The organism is Bordetella sp., from assembly GCF_057362025.1.
Genome location: NZ_JBMQQZ010000041.1, coordinates 1 through 17,007, shown reverse-complemented (window position 1 = coordinate 17,007; position 17,007 = coordinate 1). Strand labels below are relative to the sequence as shown.

Annotated in this window: 16 protein-coding genes; 11 read left to right on the top strand and 5 right to left on the bottom strand. The window is 66.5% G+C overall.

Going from position 1 to position 17,007, the window contains the following annotated elements; all coding sequences use genetic code 11:
- Positions 1 to 453 precede the first annotated feature (453 nt).
- Positions 454 to 1,533 (top strand): ArsO family NAD(P)H-dependent flavin-containing monooxygenase, encoded by a 1,080-nt coding sequence (locus ACO1P8_RS09195; RefSeq protein WP_486295581.1) that lies wholly within the window; start codon positions 454 to 456, stop codon positions 1,531 to 1,533.
- A 148-nt stretch (positions 1,534 to 1,681) separates the two neighbouring features.
- Here ACO1P8_RS09195 and ACO1P8_RS09190 read toward each other — a convergent pair whose 3' ends face one another.
- Positions 1,682 to 2,530, bottom strand: a complete 849-nt coding sequence (locus ACO1P8_RS09190) for a LysR family transcriptional regulator (protein ID WP_486295599.1) — start codon at positions 2,528 to 2,530, stop codon at positions 1,682 to 1,684.
- Between the two features lie 177 nt (positions 2,531 to 2,707).
- Here ACO1P8_RS09190 and mdcA point away from each other — a divergent pair, with 177 nt between their 5' ends.
- From mdcA to ACO1P8_RS09140, 10 genes are all read left to right on the top strand, one after another.
- Complete coding sequence (gene mdcA, locus ACO1P8_RS09185) at positions 2,708 to 4,354, top strand: malonate decarboxylase subunit alpha (RefSeq protein WP_486295580.1); 1,647 nt, start codon at positions 2,708 to 2,710, stop codon at positions 4,352 to 4,354.
- A 9-nt stretch (positions 4,355 to 4,363) separates the two neighbouring features.
- Positions 4,364 to 4,681 (top strand): malonate decarboxylase acyl carrier protein, encoded by a 318-nt coding sequence (mdcC, locus tag ACO1P8_RS09180; RefSeq protein ID WP_486295579.1) that lies wholly within the window; start codon positions 4,364 to 4,366, stop codon positions 4,679 to 4,681.
- Positions 4,678 to 5,616, top strand: a complete 939-nt coding sequence (locus ACO1P8_RS09175; protein WP_486295578.1) for a biotin-independent malonate decarboxylase subunit beta — start codon at positions 4,678 to 4,680, stop codon at positions 5,614 to 5,616. The genes mdcC and ACO1P8_RS09175 overlap by 4 nt, the downstream gene beginning before the upstream one ends.
- Positions 5,603 to 6,325, top strand: coding sequence for a biotin-independent malonate decarboxylase subunit gamma (locus tag ACO1P8_RS09170; protein WP_486295577.1), 723 nt, complete (start codon positions 5,603 to 5,605; stop codon positions 6,323 to 6,325). The genes ACO1P8_RS09175 and ACO1P8_RS09170 overlap by 14 nt, the downstream gene beginning before the upstream one ends.
- Positions 6,300 to 6,977, top strand: coding sequence for a malonate decarboxylase holo-[acyl-carrier-protein] synthase (gene mdcG / locus ACO1P8_RS09165; protein ID WP_486295576.1), 678 nt, complete (start codon positions 6,300 to 6,302; stop codon positions 6,975 to 6,977). Before ACO1P8_RS09170 ends, mdcG begins: the two co-directional genes overlap by 26 nt.
- A complete protein-coding gene (gene mdcB / locus ACO1P8_RS09160) occupies positions 6,978 to 7,838 on the top strand; it encodes a triphosphoribosyl-dephospho-CoA synthase MdcB (protein WP_486295598.1) in 861 nt (286 codons plus the stop codon).
- Positions 7,835 to 8,779, top strand: a complete 945-nt coding sequence (locus ACO1P8_RS09155) for an ACP S-malonyltransferase (protein WP_486295575.1) — start codon at positions 7,835 to 7,837, stop codon at positions 8,777 to 8,779. The genes mdcB and ACO1P8_RS09155 overlap by 4 nt, the downstream gene beginning before the upstream one ends.
- A gap of 401 nt (positions 8,780 to 9,180) precedes the next feature.
- A complete protein-coding gene (locus tag ACO1P8_RS09150; protein WP_486295574.1) occupies positions 9,181 to 11,973 on the top strand; it encodes an autotransporter family protein in 2,793 nt (930 codons plus the stop codon).
- 120 nt (positions 11,974 to 12,093) lie between these two features.
- A complete protein-coding gene (locus ACO1P8_RS09145; RefSeq protein ID WP_486295573.1) occupies positions 12,094 to 12,768 on the top strand; it encodes a heavy metal response regulator transcription factor in 675 nt (224 codons plus the stop codon).
- Positions 12,765 to 14,195: a heavy metal sensor histidine kinase gene (locus ACO1P8_RS09140; RefSeq protein WP_486295572.1), complete on the top strand. Its 1,431-nt coding sequence runs from the start codon at positions 12,765 to 12,767 to the stop codon at positions 14,193 to 14,195. Before ACO1P8_RS09145 ends, ACO1P8_RS09140 begins: the two co-directional genes overlap by 4 nt.
- On the opposite strand, the gene copD is transcribed toward ACO1P8_RS09140, so the two are convergent.
- The 4 genes from copD to ACO1P8_RS09120 all read right to left on the bottom strand — a co-directional run.
- Positions 14,196 to 15,140: a copper homeostasis membrane protein CopD gene (copD, locus tag ACO1P8_RS09135; RefSeq protein WP_486295571.1), complete on the bottom strand. Its 945-nt coding sequence runs from the start codon at positions 15,138 to 15,140 to the stop codon at positions 14,196 to 14,198. It abuts the gene before it with no gap.
- A 4-nt stretch (positions 15,141 to 15,144) separates the two neighbouring features.
- On the bottom strand, positions 15,145 to 15,531 hold the full coding sequence (gene copC, locus ACO1P8_RS09130; RefSeq protein WP_486295570.1) for a copper homeostasis periplasmic binding protein CopC: 387 nt from the start codon (positions 15,529 to 15,531) through the stop codon (positions 15,145 to 15,147).
- A gap of 103 nt (positions 15,532 to 15,634) precedes the next feature.
- Positions 15,635 to 16,327, bottom strand: coding sequence for a copper resistance protein B (locus ACO1P8_RS09125; protein WP_486295569.1), 693 nt, complete (start codon positions 16,325 to 16,327; stop codon positions 15,635 to 15,637).
- A gap of 134 nt (positions 16,328 to 16,461) precedes the next feature.
- Positions 16,462 to 17,007, bottom strand: a 546-nt coding sequence (locus tag ACO1P8_RS09120) for a multicopper oxidase domain-containing protein (protein WP_486295568.1), incomplete at its 5' end; no start/stop codon positions are given.

Below are 17,007 nucleotides of genomic sequence, written 5' to 3'. Positions count from 1 at the left end.
GAGGCCGTCATTGTCCGCCGACCTCGTACAGCCGCGAAATTTTCGCGCCGACATCTGCCAGCTAAACAATGGCTCATAGGAGCGGTGCCAATCGCATGACAGTGCCACGCTTGGCGATTGGACGGCCCAAATGTAACTTTCGCGTTCCGGTTACTTTTTTGCTTCCAACGCTCCTGCAGTCACCTTTTTACCTCCGCACGCCTTGGAAGTAAAAAGATTACTGCCTCGGCCCACCGCTACGCGCAAGCCCATACCCGGGTTACCTTTTTAGTTCCACCGACTTAGTTGTATTGGGCGCTGACCTCACGCGGGATGGCTCACGCTCGCCCACGAAGTCCGATATTCGCGGTACCGCGCCAACATTGAACTCATGTACGGACTGGTGAATTGCTTGACCGCCGAGTGCTACGGTATGCCGCAGAGTGCATCCATTACCTTGAGCGACGGCGAAGAATGAACCTCCAACCATCCCACCGGCGCGTCGATGCGGTGCTTATCGGCGCAGGGCAAAGTGCGCTTGCGGTGGCCTATTTTCTAAAAAGAACGTCGCTGAGCTTCGTGTTGCTGGACGCGGGGCCTGGGCCAGGCGGTGCCTGGCAGCATGGCTGGGACTCGCTGCGCCTGTTTTCACCGGCGCAGTGGAGTTCTCTACCCGGGTGGCCCATGCCGGCAAAACCCGGTTATCCAAGCCGTATCGATGTCACGGACTATTTGACCCGATATGAAGAGCGCTATGGATTTCACATCGAGCGCCCCGTGACTGTTGACCAAGTGCACCACGATGGGAAGCGCTTCATCGTCGAGACGGATCGAGGGCCCTGGTCTGCCCAAGCGGTCGTCAGTGCCACGGGCACCTGGAGCAATCCGTACATTCCTTCCATTGAAGGTGCGAGCGCGTATCGCGGCGAGCAGCTGCATTCCGCCCACTATCGAGGGCCGGCTCCATTCGCGGGTAAGCGCGTCATCGTGGTCGGCGGCGGGAATTCTGGCGCACAAATCCTTGCCGAAGTATCGACAGTCGCCGAAACGACCTGGGTCACCGAGACCGCGCCGAACTTTTTGCCCGACGATGTCGACGGCAGAGTGCTGTTCGAACGCGCAACCGCACGATGGCAAGCGCTGCAATCTGGGAAAAAGCTCGATCAGCCGCCTGGAGGCCTGGGCGACATCGTCATGATTTCCTCGGTCAAGGAGGCACGGGACCGCGATGTTCTTCACGCCGTACGTCCCTTCCGCAGCTTCTATCCTGACGGGGTTGTGTGGCCGGACGGCAAGCGCTCGCTCGTCGACGCGGTTATTTGGTGCACCGGATTTCGCCCCGCGCTAAAGCACCTGAAGACACTCGACATTGTGGATGCGACGGGTAAGGTCCAGGTCGACGGCACAAGATCCACCGCTGTCCCTGGGTTGTGGCTGGTGGGCTATGGAGAATGGACCGGATTCGCCTCGGCAACCCTGGTCGGCATCATGCGCACCGCCAAATCCACCGCCCTGGAAGTCGCTGCATTTGTTGAACGCAACGCTGGGCCCTGACTTCCCTGCCCTGGACGACGACGCCTTGCTCGACGCGATGCTCGCGCAGCCCGGCAAACGCCTGCGCTGATACACGCAGCGACCGGGCGCCTCCCTGCGCCGGAAAGCCATTTCGGAGCGCCATCGCGGCCTCTCCCCACAAACCGACCTACAGATCCAGCGCCGCCGCCTTGAGCGTGCTTTCCAGCGCCAGGACGGCGTGCGATGCGGCCGCTGGCCGGTCTATGACGAAATCCAGGAAACCCAGTTCCGGCATGCCTTGCCGCAATCGCACAAGGCCGTCCGGTACGACATAGTCGGCGAACGCGCTGATGCCCAGGCCGGCCATGGCCGCGGCCCTCAGCACGGCCACGCTGCTGCTGACGGTGGTGATCCGGTATTCGCGTCCCATGGCCTTCAGGGTTTCCAGGACGCGCGTGCGGGACACGCTGGGCTCCGGATGCAGGGCCAGCGGCAGTATCGCTTCTCCTCCGGTGATGGGCGACTGCGGTCCCACGCACCAATACAGGCGTTCGGTACGCACGATCTGCCCACGCTGGCTGCCGCTGATGCGCTTGGCGAACACCAGGTCGTGGCGGTCTTCGTCCAGTTCGCGGAAGAGGTCGCCGCTCATGCCGGTGGCGATGTGCAGCTCGACGTCCGGGTTGCGCTGCTGGAAACTGCCCAGCGCCTCGGTCAGCCGCGTCGAGGCGAAATCCTCGGACATGCCCAGCCTTACCCGGCCGTTCAGCGCAGGCCCGCTGATCGCGCTGAAGGCCTGTTCCATCAGGTCCAGGATGTCGCGTGCGTAGCGAAACAGGGATTCGCCCTGGCGCGTCATGCGCAGATTGCGGGTATCGCGTTCCAGCAGCGGGCACCCGACGATGTCTTCCAGGCGCCGTACGTGTTGGCTGACCGTGGACTGCGACAGACTGACCCGGTCGGACGCGAGCGTGAAGCTGCCCGCCTGCACGACGGCAACGAAACTGCGCAATAGTTCTGGCGAAAGCGGACGCATCATGGAGGCCTTTGCGCTGCGAAATCCTGGGAAACCGGGTGCCATACGCTAAGCGGCATTATGAAACCCGCTAAATCCCGGCTGATATCTTCATAAATCCCCCTGCCCTGCGGGCCTAAGATTTTACTTGCCGATGACGGCCCCCGTTTGCGGGGCCGCGTTTGTGGAGAAATCGAAATGCCCGATTGGGATAAATCCAGGAGCGGCAAATTGTCGCGGGTGCAGGCAGGCGCCCATCTTGCCGATGGCAAGCGCGTAAAGGCGGCGGACGCCACCGCGCTGCTGGAAGCGGTGATCAGGCCCGGCGACCGCGTGTGCCTGGAGGGCGACAATCAGAAGCAGGCGGACCTGCTGGCCGAAGCCCTGGCGGCCGTCGACACCAGCGTGGTGCGCGACCTGCACATGGTGCAATCGGGCATCGTGCTGCCGGAGCACCTGGACGTATTCGAAAAGGGTATCGCCAGACGGTTGGACTACGCCTATTCGGGTCCGCAGTCCCAGCGCATCGCGCAATTGCTCTTTGGCGGAAAGATCGAGCTGGGCGCCGTGCACACCTATCTGGAATTGTTCGCGCGCTATTTCGTGGACCTGACGCCGCAGGTGGCGCTGATCGCGGCGGTCAGCGCCGACCGCGACGGCAATCTGTACACCGGTCCCAATACCGAGGACACGCCCGTCGTGGTCGAGGCCACCACCTTCAAGAACGGCGTGGTGATCGCCCAGGTCAATGAAATCGTCGATCGCGTCCCGCGCGTGGACATTCCCGGCGACCGGGTGGACTTCATCATCCAGAGCGACAAGCCCTTCTTCGTCGAACCGCTGTTCACGCGCGACCCGGCCGCCATCACCGAAACCCAGATCCTGACGGCGATGCTGGCAATCAAGGGCATCTACGCGCCCTACGGTGTCAGGCGCCTGAACCACGGCATCGGCTTTAACACCGCCGCCATCGAATTGCTGCTGCCCACGTACGGCGAGCGGCTGGGCCTGAAAGGCAAGGTCGCCGCCCAATGGGCACTGAACCCGCACCCGACGCTGATACCGGCGATCGAGTCCGGCTGGGTGGAGAGCGTGCACTGCTTCGGCTCGGAGGTGGGCATGGATGACTACATCCGTGCGCGCCCCGACATCTTCTTCACCGGCCCGGACGGCTCGCTGCGTTCGAACCGGGCCTTCAGCCAGACCGCCGGCCTGTACGCATGCGACATGTTCATCGGCTCGACGCTGCAGATCGACCTGCAGGGCCATTCGTCCACCGTGACGGCAAACCGCATCGCCGGTTTCGGCGGCGCTCCCAATATGGGGAGCGACGCGCGCGGCCGCCGGCATCCCAGCGCGCCATGGCTGCAGGCGGGCCGGGATGCGGATCCGGATGCGCCCGCGGCGTTGCGGCGCGGCCGCAAGCTGGTCGTGCAGATCGGCGAGACATTCGGCGACAAAAACGTGCCCACTTTCGTCGAGCGCCTGGATGCGCTCGTGCTGGCCGAAAAACTGTCGCTGGAGCTGGCGCCGATCATGATCTACGGCGATGACGTCAGCCACATCGTCACGGAGGAAGGCATCGCCAACCTCCTGCTGTGCCGCGATGCCGACGAACGCGAACATGCGATCCGCGGCGTCGCCGGCTATACCCCGGTAGGCCGCGGCCGCGACAAACGCATGGTCGAGCGGCTGCGCGAAAGGCGCATCATCCAGCGGCCCGAGGACCTGGGCATCAATCCGCTGGACGCCAACCGCAATATGCTGGCCGCCCGTTCCGTCAAAGACCTGGTGCGCTGGTCCGGCGGCTTATACGCGCCTCCCGCGCGCTTCAGGAACTGGTGAGGATCGACCATGGAACATTTGAATTTCCGGCATACGGGCCAACAGCCCGCCACGACGGCCCGCGACAACGCCATTGTCGGCGTGGTCGCCTCCGGCAACCTGGAAGTGCTGGTCGAGCGGGTCCTGCCGCGGGATGAATGCGAGGTCGACATCCGCACGCCGGTAACCGGCTTCGATACCGTGTGGCAGGCCGTGGTAGCCGATTTCGCGGCCCGCGGCGCTGCCGGCGGACTGCGTTTTTCCATCAACGACGGCGGCGCGCGGCCCGACATGGTCGGCCTGAGGCTGGCGCAGGCGCTGCGCGCCATGGCGGGAGACCAGCCATGAGCGACATCGCACATCCGAACGCCGCGAGCCCGGCGTTGGCCGGCGACGCCAGTTGGTACGAAGCATCGGCCCGCCAGCGCGTGAACGCCCTGCTGGATGCCGGCAGCTTCGTGGAATTCGTCGGACCGCAGGCGCGCGAGACCAGCCCTCACCTGGCCTTGTTCGACCTGCCCGAGCAATTCGATGACGGCATGGTCGTCGGCACGGGCAAGCTGGACGGCAATACGGTGCTGATCGCGGCCCAGGAAGGCAAGTTCATGGGAGGCGCCTTCGGCGAAGTGCATGGCGCCAAGCTGACCGGCCTGCTGCGCGCGGCGGCGGTGCGCAAGACGCCCGTGCTGATCCTGTTCGAAACGGGCGGCGTGCGCTTGCAGGAGGCCAATGCGGGCGAGCTGGCCATCGCGGAGATCATGCGCGCGCTGCTGGATGCGCGCATGGCCGGCGTGCCGGTGATCGGCCTGATCGGCGGCCGCGCGGGTTGCTATGGCGGCGGCAGCCTGATCGCGGGCTGCTGCTCCGGACTGGCGATCTCCGAACAGGGGCGCCTGAGCGTTTCGGGTCCGGAAGTCATCGAAACCAATCGCGGCGCGGGGGAATTCGACACATCGGACCGGCCGCTGATCTGGCGCACGATGGGCGGCCGGCACCGCTACCTGCTCGGCGCGGTGGACGCGTACGTTGACGATACGGTGCCCGCCTTCCGCGCCGCCGCCCTGTGTCTTATCGCGCAGGCGCCGGAACTGGATTTCGCGCACCTGGCGCGCACCCACGCCCGGCTGGCCGCGCGGCTGCGCGAGCTGGGCAACTGCGCGGATGCGCGCGACGCCTGGCAGGTGCTGGGCGTGGACCCGCGGGTCGATATCCCCGACATTCCGCATGACGCATTCGTCGAACTCGCCGGTGCATTGAAGGAGCCCCGCCATGATGCTGAATGAAGTTCTGTCCTCGCTTTTTCCCGGCGGGCACGACGTCGTCGTGGAAGACACGCTGCTGAGCGGTTCGGGCCAACTGGGCCAGGCCGGACGTGTGCAGGTCATCGGCGTCAGCGGCCGCGCCGCCGTCGGCGTGGACCAGGCGCTGCGGCTTGCCGGACGCGTGCTGGACATCGTGCGGCAACAGCAGCCCGCCCCGCTTCTGGTCCTGGTCGACAGCGACAGCCAACGCATGAGCAAGCGCGACGAAATGCTGGGCCTGAGCCAATTCCTGGCGCACCTGGCCACCTGCCTGCGCTATGCCGACGCGCGCGGCCATCATACGGTTGGCCTGCTCTATGGCCATACGGCGGCAGGCGCCTTCATCGCCACGGCGCTCGCCACGCGCACGCTGCTGGCGCTGCCGGGCGCGGATCCCGCGGTGATGGACCTGCCATCGATGGCGCGGGTGACCAAGCTGCCCCTGGCCGTGCTTGAAGAGAAGGCGCGTGCCACGCCGGTGTTCGCGCCTGGACTGGATAACCTGGCCCGCACGGGCGCCATTGCCGCCGTACTGGACCCCGCGGCGAGCCTGGCGGACCAGGTCATCCGGGCGCTGCACGATGCCGCCAGCGCGGATACCCGAGACCGGGCCGGCCGTGAACGCGGCGGCCGACCCAAAGCGGCCGATATTGCCGCGCGTGTCCATGACGCCGCCCTCGCCGCCGCGTGAGGCCTGGCGCCAGCGCCACGCGCTGGTCTACCTGCATCCGCAGGCGTGGTCGTCCCTGCTGCGCGATCACGCATGCCTGGCGCAGCATGCGCTGTCGCACACCTGGGCGGCGCGCGGCTGGCCGCTGATCGCGCGGCGCCGGTCCGCGCACGAGACCGACGGCGTCGCGGTAGGCCTGCCCTTCCCTCCCTACGCCGGCAAGGCACGCATCGCGCTGCGGGTGCGCGAGCGCGACATCGCCCGCGTCGCCGGACTGCCCGCGCTGGAACAGGCGATTCCGACGGCCCCGTCCGCCTGGCATCCGCATCTTTACACCCTGGTACGTATCGCCGCGGATCATGAAATCTTTGTGCAAGTGTTCGGCAGCCTCGCCTGGCAACATCTGACCGGCCTATCCTACGTGACCGATAAATCCGACCTGGACCTTGCATGGTCCGCGCCGCGCGGCCCGCGCCTGGCCTCGCTGCTGGACGCGGTGGCGCGTACCGATGCCGCCGCGCCCATGCGCGTGGACGGCGAGGTCGTCTTCGCGGACGGCGCGGCAGCCAATTGGCGCGAACTGCGCGGCGACGCCTCGCAAGTCGTCCTGAAGACACCGGCCGGACTCGCACTGGCGAGTCGCGCACAGGTCGCCCATATGCTGGAACCTTGAATCATGGAAGCCGTATGCCTGTCCCTGCCCTCCGCCGCGCACTTGCCCGCATGGCGGCACTTCGATCTCGCGCCGCATATCGCCGCACACGCTGAACGGTGCCTGTGGCTGGAAGTGCAGACCTGGCCCAAGCCCGGCCTGGTCAGCCACGTCGACCGCGGCAGCCACGCGGATATGGACGTGCATACGTTCCGCCGCAGCGCGCAGGCATTGCGCCCCTACTTCGCCGAATTGGCGCGGGCCGCGGCGCATGGCGCCGACATGGCCGCCCTGCGCAGGATAGGCGTACGCGCGGAACACGCCATGATGCGCGTTACGGCCGGCGTGAATACGCATCGCGGCGCGATCTTCGGCATGGGCCTGCTGAGCGCGGCGGCCGCGGTGCGCGGCGCCGGCGATGAAAGCCTCGGCGCTGTGGTCGCGCGCCGGTGGGGGGCGGATATCGGCGCCGGACCGCGCCCGGCCGACAGCCATGGTGTGGTCGCCGCGCATCGCTACGGTGTGGGCGGCGCGCGCACCGAAGCGGCGCTGGGGTTTCCCAGCGTATACGAGATCGGCGTGCCCGCCTTGCGCGAAGCCGCGCTGATCGCGCCGGACGATCAAGAGGCCATGCGCGTGCATGCCTGCTTCGCGTTGATCGCGGCGGTCGACGACACCAACCTGCTGCATCGCGGTGGAGCCGAAGGGCTGCGCTACGCACAGGACGCCGCGCGCCGTTTCATGCAGCGGGGCGGCATCGCGCACCGGGACTGGCGCGCGGCCGCGCAGGCGGCGCATCGCGATTTCGTGGCGCGCAACCTGAGCCCCGGCGGCTCGGCCGATCTGCTCGCCATGAGTCTTTTCGTGCACGGCATGCCATGACACTGGCGCTGCTGTGTTCCGGCCAGGGCACGCAGCATGCGGGCATGTTCCGCGTGACGGCGGCGCTGCCCGCGGCACAGCCGCTGTTCGCGTTTGCCGCCGCGCTGCTGGGGCGCGATCCCCGCGCGCTCGTGGTCGACGGCGCCCACGATCTATTCGAAAACCGCACCGCCCAGGTGTTATGCACGCTACAGGCACTGGCCGCGCACATCGCCCTGCGCGACGCGCTGCCGCGGCGCCTGTGCCTGGCCGGCTACAGCGTGGGCGAAGTGGCCGCGTGGGGCGTGGCGGGGGTATGGGACCCCGAGATCACGCTGGCGCTTGCCGCCGCGCGCGCGGATGCCATGAGCGCGGCGGCGAAGACGGCGGGCGCCGGCCTGCAGGGCATGCTGTTCGTACGCGGCCTTGCCGCCCCATGCATCGCGCGGCTGTGCGAGGGGCGCGACGCCGCCCCCGCCATCGTGAATCCCGGCGATGCGTACGTCATCGGCGGCACACGCGCGGCGCTGGACCTGATCGCCGCCGAGGCCACGCGCGCGGGCGCCGCCAACGTGGCCGGCATCGACGTCGCCGTGGCCTCGCACACGCGTTTCATGGCCGGCGCCGCCGGTGTGTTCGCGACCCGGTTGCAGACGGCACCGCGTGCGGCACGGCTCGGGCCGGGCGTCCGGCTGATCAGCGGCATCGATGGCGCCGCCGTACTCGACCTGGATGCCGGCATCGTCAAGCTCGCCCAACAGGTCGAGCAGACCATCCGTTGGGACGCCTGCCTGCAGGCGTGCGTCGAAGCGGGCGCCACCGCCTTCCTGGAACTGGGACCGGGCCGCGCGCTGGCGGCCATGGCGGCAGCCTCCCACTCCGGCATACCCGCGCGCAGCCTGGACGAATTCGATGATCTGGCTGACGTGCGTACCTGGCTGGACAGAGTGAGCGGAGCCTGACCGGCCGCTCGCCGGCGCTGTGGCAAGGCCTCCCCACCGCCGTCCGCTTAGCCGCACGCCGTAAGTCGTGCTCTCCCCTGCTGCCGCACGGGCCGGACCGCCACCCTACCCTGGATCGCCTTCCTCCACGCGCTCGTGGATCGAGATGCAACGGTTACGGCACCGGATGGTATCCATCTCCGGATCCATACATCCTTAGGTTTAGCCTAATTACGTATCTTCCTCTAACTGGATGGTATCCGCAGTCTAAATGCTTGGTACTGCGAATAAAGCGGTATACATTGCGGATTTTTTGCGGAGCTCATCCGTTAACGCAGGCCTATCGGTCGGGAGGCAACGCTCGCATGCCATCGAGCAACGCCCGGACACCGACTGTTGGCCGATATCTGGAGGATCCATGGATGTATGGCACAAAGAAGTGGCTGAAGGCGACGATCGCACTTAGCGCGTACTCCTGCGGCGGCGCAATGGCCGCCGACCTGACCGTCTCGTCAGGCGATACGCGGGTGTTCGACAGCTCGGCCAGCTTTCCCGGCGGCGTCGACGTCAACGGCGGCACGCTCGTCATCGGCGGCAATGGCGGCGGAGCGGGTGTCGCGCTCGATGGGACGGTGAATGCGAACTCGAACGGCACCGTCTCGGGCTTCGGTTCGATCAACGGCGACCTCAACGTGACGGGCAACGCCCGCGTCGCGCCCGGGTATCCCGTCGGCACGCCGACCGGCGTCTCCAACGGCAACCTCGTCGTCAACGGCAACCTATCGATGAACAACGCGGTGTTCGACTTCGAGACCGGCTTCGCGGGGCCACCGATTACGCAGTCCGGCACCGGCGACAACATCACCGTCCGGGACAACGTCACCCTTGCCAACACCACATTGAATGTATCGGTCAACACGCCGGGAACGACGTTCGGGTATTACCGGATCCTGTCGTACGGCGGCACCTTGAACGGAGGTCTGTCGCTGGGACCGGTAACCGGGGTCTCCCAACCCGCCGCCACCATCCAGACGCTGACCGGCGACAAGCAGATCAACCTTATCCTGGGCCCGAGCACGACCAACCTGTGGAACGGCAACGGCGTGGCGTCCGCCACCCGCGCGGGCGGCGGCAGCGGCACCTGGACCGCCACGAGCACAAACTGGAACAGCCCCAGCAATGCCACCGGGCCCCTGCCCGAGGGCGGATACGCCATTTTCACCGGCGCGCCCGGCGTGGTCACCGTGGATGGCGGCGCCGGTCCGGTCCGTGCGTCCGGACTTCAGTTCGCCACCGACCGCTATCACGTGCAAGGGGCTCCCATTACCTTGGTATCCGGCGGCGGCAGCCCCCCGGCGATCGTCGTCGGCGACGGCACCTATGCCTCCGGCCAGTTCGTCGATACCATCGACAACGCCCTGCAAGGCACGAACGGCTTCGTCAAGACCGGCCCGGGATCGATCATCCTGAACGGCGACAGCAGCGGCCTGACCGGTGCGATTTTCATTGCCGACGGCGCGCTGGAACTCAATGGCAGGTTGAACGGCCCCGTGCTGATCGCCCCCGAAGTCGTGCTGGCGGGCGTCGGCCAATTGGGCAGCACCACCCTGCAACCCACCGCCGTGCTGTCGCCGGGCAATGACGCATCGCCCATCGGCACGCTGACCATCAACGGCGACCTGACATTTGCCCAGGGCACCGTCTATCGCGTCCATGCCGATCCGGCCAGCAGCGCGAGCGACCACATCCACGTCACCGGCATCGCCTACCTGGACGGCAGCGTGGCGCATGTCGGCCCGGACGGCAACTATGCCCCCCTCACGACCTACAACATCCTGACCGCGGACGGCGGCATACAAGGCCGATTCACCGGCGCCTCCACCGCCTACGCGTTCCTGACCCCCACCCTTTCCTACGACGCCAGGAACGCATACCTGACGCTGTCGCGCAACGGCGTGCCGATCGGTAGCGTCGGCAATACGGGCAACCAGGGCAGCGTGGGTGGCGCGCTGGATAACGAGGCGCCCGCGGCCGGAAGTGCAAACACGTCGCCCGCGGGTGCGACGTCGACGGCGGCGAACGGTTCGACGTCGACCGGGATCGGCGGCGCATTGGCCAACGCCGGCGCGAGCGGCACCGGCGCCAGCCAGGTGGCGGCGGCGGTCCTGACCCTGTCGCCGGACGAGGCGCGTTCCGCCTTGAACATGCTTTCCGGCGAAGCGTACGCCAGCACCGCCAGTGTGCTGCAAAGCCTGGGCGACACCGTTCGCACGCTTCCGATGGCACACTTGCGCGGCAACCTGGACGCGCCGGCGACTGCCGGACGGCCCACCGCCCAGTTGGGTGCTTCGTCTCCCGACGCCCTGCCGCAAGGCGGCGCGTACCCGGTGTGGGCGCAAGTGTTCGGCAATTGGCGCACGTTCGCCAGCGACGGCAACGCGTCACGCGTAAGCCAATCGGACGGCGGCCTATTCGTCGGCGGCGACGGCGCGGTGGGCGGCGGCTGGCGACTGGGCGGCGCGCTCGGCTACACAGGCAGCCATAGCTCGATTGCCGACGTATCCTCACGGACCAATATCGACAGCTATACGGCGACGATATTCGGCGGGAAGAACTTCCGCGCCGGTCCCGGCGATTTCCGCTTTACGGCTGGCGCGGCCTACACCTGGCACGACATCGAGACGAAACGCGATGTGGCGGCGGGAAGCCTGAATCAGCAGCTGGACGCTTCTTATCACGCCTCGTCGACGCAGGTGTTCACCGAACTCGGCTACAACCTGCCATTGGACGACGCCTACGCCATCGAACCCTTCGCGGGCGTGGCGTGGAACCAGTTGCGCACGCGCGGCTTCACGGAGTCGGGCGGTACCGCCGCGCTGCACGGCGACGGACAAACCGACGACGTGACCAGTACCACGCTGGGACTGCGCGGCGCCTGGAAGTTCGAGTCCGGCCGCGCGCCGGGCCGCCTGACCGCCTCGCTGGGCTGGCGCCACGCGATGGGCGATGTGAATCCCACCCAGGTGCTGGCATTCGACGGCGGCACGACGTTCTCTGTGGCGGGTGTTCCCATCGCGCGAAACGCCGCCGTGCTGGGACTCGGCGCCGAAATGACAATCGCCCGCAATACCACGGCAGGCATCAGCTACGACGCGCAGTTTGGCGGCGGTAACCGCCAGCAGTCGGGGGTGCTCAAGCTGGCCATGCGGTTCTAGCCTTGTGGAAGGCGGCGACCGGTGTTCCACCGGCTGCCGCGTCCAAGCATGCGGGACACGGATTCCGCGCGATGGTGCGGGATAATGGGCCATCATTTTCCGTTGCGGCTCCGGCGCATCATGCAGCTACTCATCATTGAAGACGAACTCAAGCTTGCGGATCACCTTCGAAAAGGCCTGTCCGAGCAGAACTACCAGGTAACGGTGGTTCGTGACGGGCTGGCCGGACGCCGGGCGGCGCTGGCCGGCGGATACGATCTGATCATCCTGGACGTGATGCTGCCCGGGCTCGACGGCTTCGAAATCCTGGCGGATGTACGCCAGGCGGGCAATACGCCGGTGCTGATGCTGACGGCGCGCGACCAAGTCGAGGACCGCGTCAGGGGGCTGGAAGGCGGCGCGGACGATTACCTGGTCAAACCCTTCGCGTTCTCCGAACTGCTGGCCCGGGTGCACGCATTGCTGCGACGCGGTCGCAGCCACGAAGCGACGTTGATGAAACTGGCGGACCTGGAGCTGGACGTCCTGCGGCGCAAGGCGCAGCGCGGCGGCACGCGCCTGGATCTGACCGCCAAGGAGTACGTGTTGCTGTCGCTGATGCTGCGCCGCCAGGGCGAAGTCGTATCCCGCGCGACGCTTGCCGAGCAGGTCTGGGATATGCACTTTGACAGCGACACGAACGTCATCGAGGTGGCCGTGCGCCGCCTGCGCGCCAAACTGGACGATCCGTTCGAGGTCAAGCTGCTGCACACGGTGCGCGGCCAGGGCTATGTACTGAAGCACCGCGACGCATGAAGCCGCCTCGCGTCACTTCCATCAGCGGCCGTCTCACCTTGCTCCTGGCGGCCATCGCGCTCTGCGTATCCAGCATCGCGGGGTACTCGCTTTTTCTCGCGCTGAGATACGAGGTCCAACGCCGCGAAATGGCCGAGGTCGCGGGCAAGCTGGAGCTGATCGACCATCTGATCGGCATGCAGAGCACGCCGGAAGAGCTGGGGACGCTGAAAGGCACCCTGGATAACATCCTGGTTGGCCATCCGAACCTGAAAGTCTGGCTCATGGATACGGGCGGCCGGGTGCTGTATGGCGACGTACCGCCGCGATCGATACAGCCCGCGCACGGGCACGAGGTGCTTCTGGAAACCGCGGCCGGAACGCGGATGCGCGCGTTGCAGGTGCCCGTGCGGTCGCAGGCGGCCCCCGATGCCCTGCTCACGGTCGCCATCGATACACAGCCCAGCGCGGATTTCCTTTATGGATTTGCCTCGGTTCTCGCGGCGATCTGCGCGTTCTGGGTTGGGGCCTCCGCCCTGCTCGGGGCCTGGGCGGTTCGCCGCAGCCTGGCACCGGTACACCGGCTTTCCCACCAGGCCGCGCGCGTCCAGCCCGAACAATTGGACCTGAGGCTGCCGGTACAGGGCATAGACCGCGAGCTACGCGAATTGTCCGTCGCCTTCAACAGCACCCTGGATCGATTGCAGGCAGCGTATCGGCAACTGGAGGGCTTCAACGCCGATGTGGCTCACGAGCTTCGCACGCCATTGGCGACCTTGATCAACGGGACCGAGATTGTCCTGGCATCGGACCGCTCCAATGATGAGCTGCGCGAGGTCCTGGAATCCAACCTGGAGGAACTGATGGGCCTGAAGGCGTTGGTCAACGACATGCTGTTTCTGGCGCGCGCGGACGGCGGCGAACTCGCCCGCGACCTGCGGGAGGTCCAGATCGCCGCCGAGATCCGCCATGTCGCCGACTATCACGAAGCCGCGCTGCAAGAAGCCGGCTTGGTCTTGCGCCAGGCCGGCGATGCACGGGTGCGGGCGAACCCGCGATTGCTGCGTCGCGCGCTCTCGAACCTGATCGCCAACGCGATCAAGGCGTCTCCCCCGCACACAACGCTGGAAATTACCTGCATGGAATCGTTGACGGACGTCGAGATCCGGGTCGTCAACGCCGGCGAGGCCATCCCGCCAAACGCCCTGCCCAGGATCTTCGACCGCTTCTATCGCGTGGACGATGCGCGTACCGGCCGCTCCGAAGGGCATGGCCTGGGCTTGGCCATCGTGCGCGCCATCGCGCGGATGCACGGCGGCCGTGTTTTTGCCCACTCCGAAGCGGGCCGCACCATCGTCGGCTTTACCCTATCGCGCCTTCGCCCGTCCAAGCCGGCACGCACCGGCGAGCCGGACAGCGCGACTGCCGTCGCGCAGCCGCGAATCTGATTACGGCAATGGCGACGTCAGGGCCTGGGACGGGTCCAGCGTACCGAGCCAGGCGACGGCCGCCAGGATCAGGAGCGCGGCGCTGGTTTCCAACGCCACGCTTCTGCGCAGCGCGGACAGCGCCGCGGCCGGGCACCCTGCATCGAGCGTGCGCGCCAACACCGGCGTCAGGCGATACCGGTTTGCCGCGGCAAACGCCAGCATGAGCGCGAAAAGGGCGAGTTTCGCGAGCAACAGCAGGCCGTATGGCGTCGAGATCAGGCCGGAAACCTGCGGGCCCGTAATCAAAAGGTAGTTCGCCACCCCGGTCACTGCCAGGGCAAGGACGATGGCGGTGCCGATCCATGCGAAGCGCGATAGCCCCCCTTCCAGTCTGCGCAGTTGCATGGGCGACACCAGTTGACCGGGGCGCAGCAGCAGGGCAAATGCCGCCAGGGCGCCGATCCATGCGGCCGCGGCGATCAGATGCACGATGTCGGCCGTGAAATGAAGATACCTGCGCCCGCCTTCGTCCATCGCCCCGTGGCCGCTCCAGGCGACAGTCCCGAGCGACACCAGGCCCGGAGCGGCCGCGATCGTCAGCCATCCTGCCCGTCGCTGCCGACCGAACACGGCCAGCACGCCGACGAGCATCAACGACACCATGCGCACTGCCCAGGCGATTCCGGCGTCGGTGGCGGTAATCATCATGGAAAAGACATGGCGCCCCAATTCGTCCACGCCGGAAGCGCCGCTCATGACCATCGCCAACGTCACCATATGGCACAGCGACAGGCCCAGGCCAACGCCCGCCGCGGCGATCAGCAGCCCGCGCAGTCCGATCGCCGCCGAGACCTGGCCGGATTCCCTGGGAAATCCCACCCTGCAGATCAGCGGCAGGCCCGCGAGCAGCGTAAGGTCCAGGTACAGCGCGAAGCGGAGAAAGACGTTAAGGCCGTCTGCCATCGACCTACTTCACCTGGAAGGAAAAGCTTCCCGTCACAGGGTGCGTATCCGAGGAAACCGCGCGCCACTCCACGCGATAAGTCCCGGCGGGCAGGGGCTGCGCGGGCGTGATGATCATCACCTTGGGATCGTCGCTGCCGGAGACCCGCGCTCCCATGGCCATCGGGGCATGCGTCCCCATGCCAGGCATCGCCGTCATCGTCAGCTTCGCGCCCGAGAACTGGGTCACGAGCGATTCGGAGAAATGCAGCTCGATCTGTTTGGGCGCGGGGCCCTGCGCCTGCGCCTGCGGCGACGTAGAAACGAGCTTGGGATGCGCCTGGGCCGGACTGCCGGCGATCAGGCCCGCGATAAGCACGACGGCGCTGAAGGTATTGCGAACGATAGCCATGGCTCGGATGTGAATATAAGGAATGAAACAAGAAAGAAAGCGACAGAACGTGGCAGCGGACCGATGGGGATACAGCTTGGCCTGTAGAAACCCCCGCTATCGGTCAGAACCACATCCGTACGCCGGCCAGGAACCGGGTTTCGTTGCGGCTGCCGCCGTCGGCGCGCACGAAGTCGGCGGTGTTGCCGTACGAGCGATTCCAGGTAACCCCGATATACGGGGCGAATTCGCGTCGGATCTCGTAGCGCAGGCGCAAGCCCACCTCTGAATTCCCGAGGCCGGCGCCCATTTGCCGGCCCGGGTCGTTTTTCCCGTAGAAGTTGATCTCGGCCATCGGCTGCAGGATCAGCCGGTTGGTGATGAGTATGTCGTACTCCCCTTTCAGGCGCAGCGAAGTCTGGCCGCTGTCGCCCACAAAGCCTGTGATCTCCGATTCGAAGTTATACAGCGCCAGGCCCTGGATGCCGAAGGCGGCCCAGGTCTGCGAAGGCCCAGGTTTGAAGTCCTGGCGGACGCCGCCGACCAGATCCCACCAGGGCGTGATCGCATGGCCCCATAGTGCCTGCGCTTCCGCGTGTTCCAGCTTGCCATTGGTCCGCTCCCCTTCCGAGCGCAACCAAAGCCGGTCGATGTCGCCGCCGACCCAGCCTGTGAAGTCCCAGTTCAGGGCGCTTCCGTCCTTGGCATCCTGCCATTCCAGCTCGTCGAATAGCAACTGGTAATTGATTCGCTTGTCGTGGACCGCATGCCCGCCGGAGTCGAACGCCGCTGCCTTGCGGTCGGCATCGGTCAGCACGGGAATGGGAGTCCGGCTTTGTGTCGGGCCATTGGACTGCGCCGATGCCGCGCCCGGGACGACGGCGGCAAGCGCAGCGGCCATGGCGGCCGCGAGGCCGGCTTTACGGCAGATCGTCATCACTCCGATGTCCTTCACTCTTGCACCCGTACTTCGCGGAACATGCCCATCTCCATGTGATAAAGGAGATGGCAATGGTAGGCCCATCGGCCCAGCGCGTCGGCGGTGACGCGGTAGCTGCGCCTGGAACCGGGCGGCATGTCGATGGTGTGCTTGCGCACCATGAAGCGGCCCTGCTCGTCCTCCAGGTCGCTCCACATCCCGTGCAGGTGGATCGGGTGGCTCATCATCGTGTCGTTCACGAGCACGATCCGGACTCGCTCGCCGTACTTCAGCGGAATGGGCTTGGCGTCCGAAAACTTAACGCCGTCGAACGACCACGCGAACTTCTCCATATGGCCCGTCAGGTGCAGTTCGATCGTGCGGCCCGGTTCGCGTCCATCGGGGTCCTCGAACGTGCTGTGCAGATCCGCATACGTCAGTACGCGCCGGCCGTTTTCGCGCAGCCCGATGCCGGGATCGTCCAGCTTGGGCACAGGATCCATGGCCTGCATGTCGACCAGCGGATTGCCATTTTCCGTTGCCGGATGGGCCTGCATATCGCCCATGCCGTTCATTTG

Coding starts and splice junctions, on each gene's coding strand:
- ACO1P8_RS09145 (WP_486295573.1), top strand. CDS start 12,094: ATGCAGCTACTCATCATTGAAGACGAACTCAAGCTTGCGGATCACCTT.
- ACO1P8_RS09170 (WP_486295577.1), top strand. CDS start 5,603: ATGATGCTGAATGAAGTTCTGTCCTCGCTTTTTCCCGGCGGGCACGAC.
- mdcC (WP_486295579.1), top strand. CDS start 4,364: ATGGAACATTTGAATTTCCGGCATACGGGCCAACAGCCCGCCACGACG.
- mdcA (WP_486295580.1), top strand. CDS start 2,708: ATGCCCGATTGGGATAAATCCAGGAGCGGCAAATTGTCGCGGGTGCAG.
- ACO1P8_RS09175 (WP_486295578.1), top strand. CDS start 4,678: ATGAGCGACATCGCACATCCGAACGCCGCGAGCCCGGCGTTGGCCGGC.
- mdcG (WP_486295576.1), top strand. CDS start 6,300: ATGACGCCGCCCTCGCCGCCGCGTGAGGCCTGGCGCCAGCGCCACGCG.
- ACO1P8_RS09150 (WP_486295574.1), top strand. CDS start 9,181: ATGTATGGCACAAAGAAGTGGCTGAAGGCGACGATCGCACTTAGCGCG.
- ACO1P8_RS09155 (WP_486295575.1), top strand. CDS start 7,835: ATGACACTGGCGCTGCTGTGTTCCGGCCAGGGCACGCAGCATGCGGGC.
- ACO1P8_RS09190 (WP_486295599.1), bottom strand. CDS start 2,530: ATGCGTCCGCTTTCGCCAGAACTATTGCGCAGTTTCGTTGCCGTCGTG.
- copC (WP_486295570.1), bottom strand. CDS start 15,531: ATGGCTATCGTTCGCAATACCTTCAGCGCCGTCGTGCTTATCGCGGGC.
- copD (WP_486295571.1), bottom strand. CDS start 15,140: ATGGCAGACGGCCTTAACGTCTTTCTCCGCTTCGCGCTGTACCTGGAC.
- ACO1P8_RS09195 (WP_486295581.1), top strand. CDS start 454: ATGAACCTCCAACCATCCCACCGGCGCGTCGATGCGGTGCTTATCGGC.
- ACO1P8_RS09140 (WP_486295572.1), top strand. CDS start 12,765: ATGAAGCCGCCTCGCGTCACTTCCATCAGCGGCCGTCTCACCTTGCTC.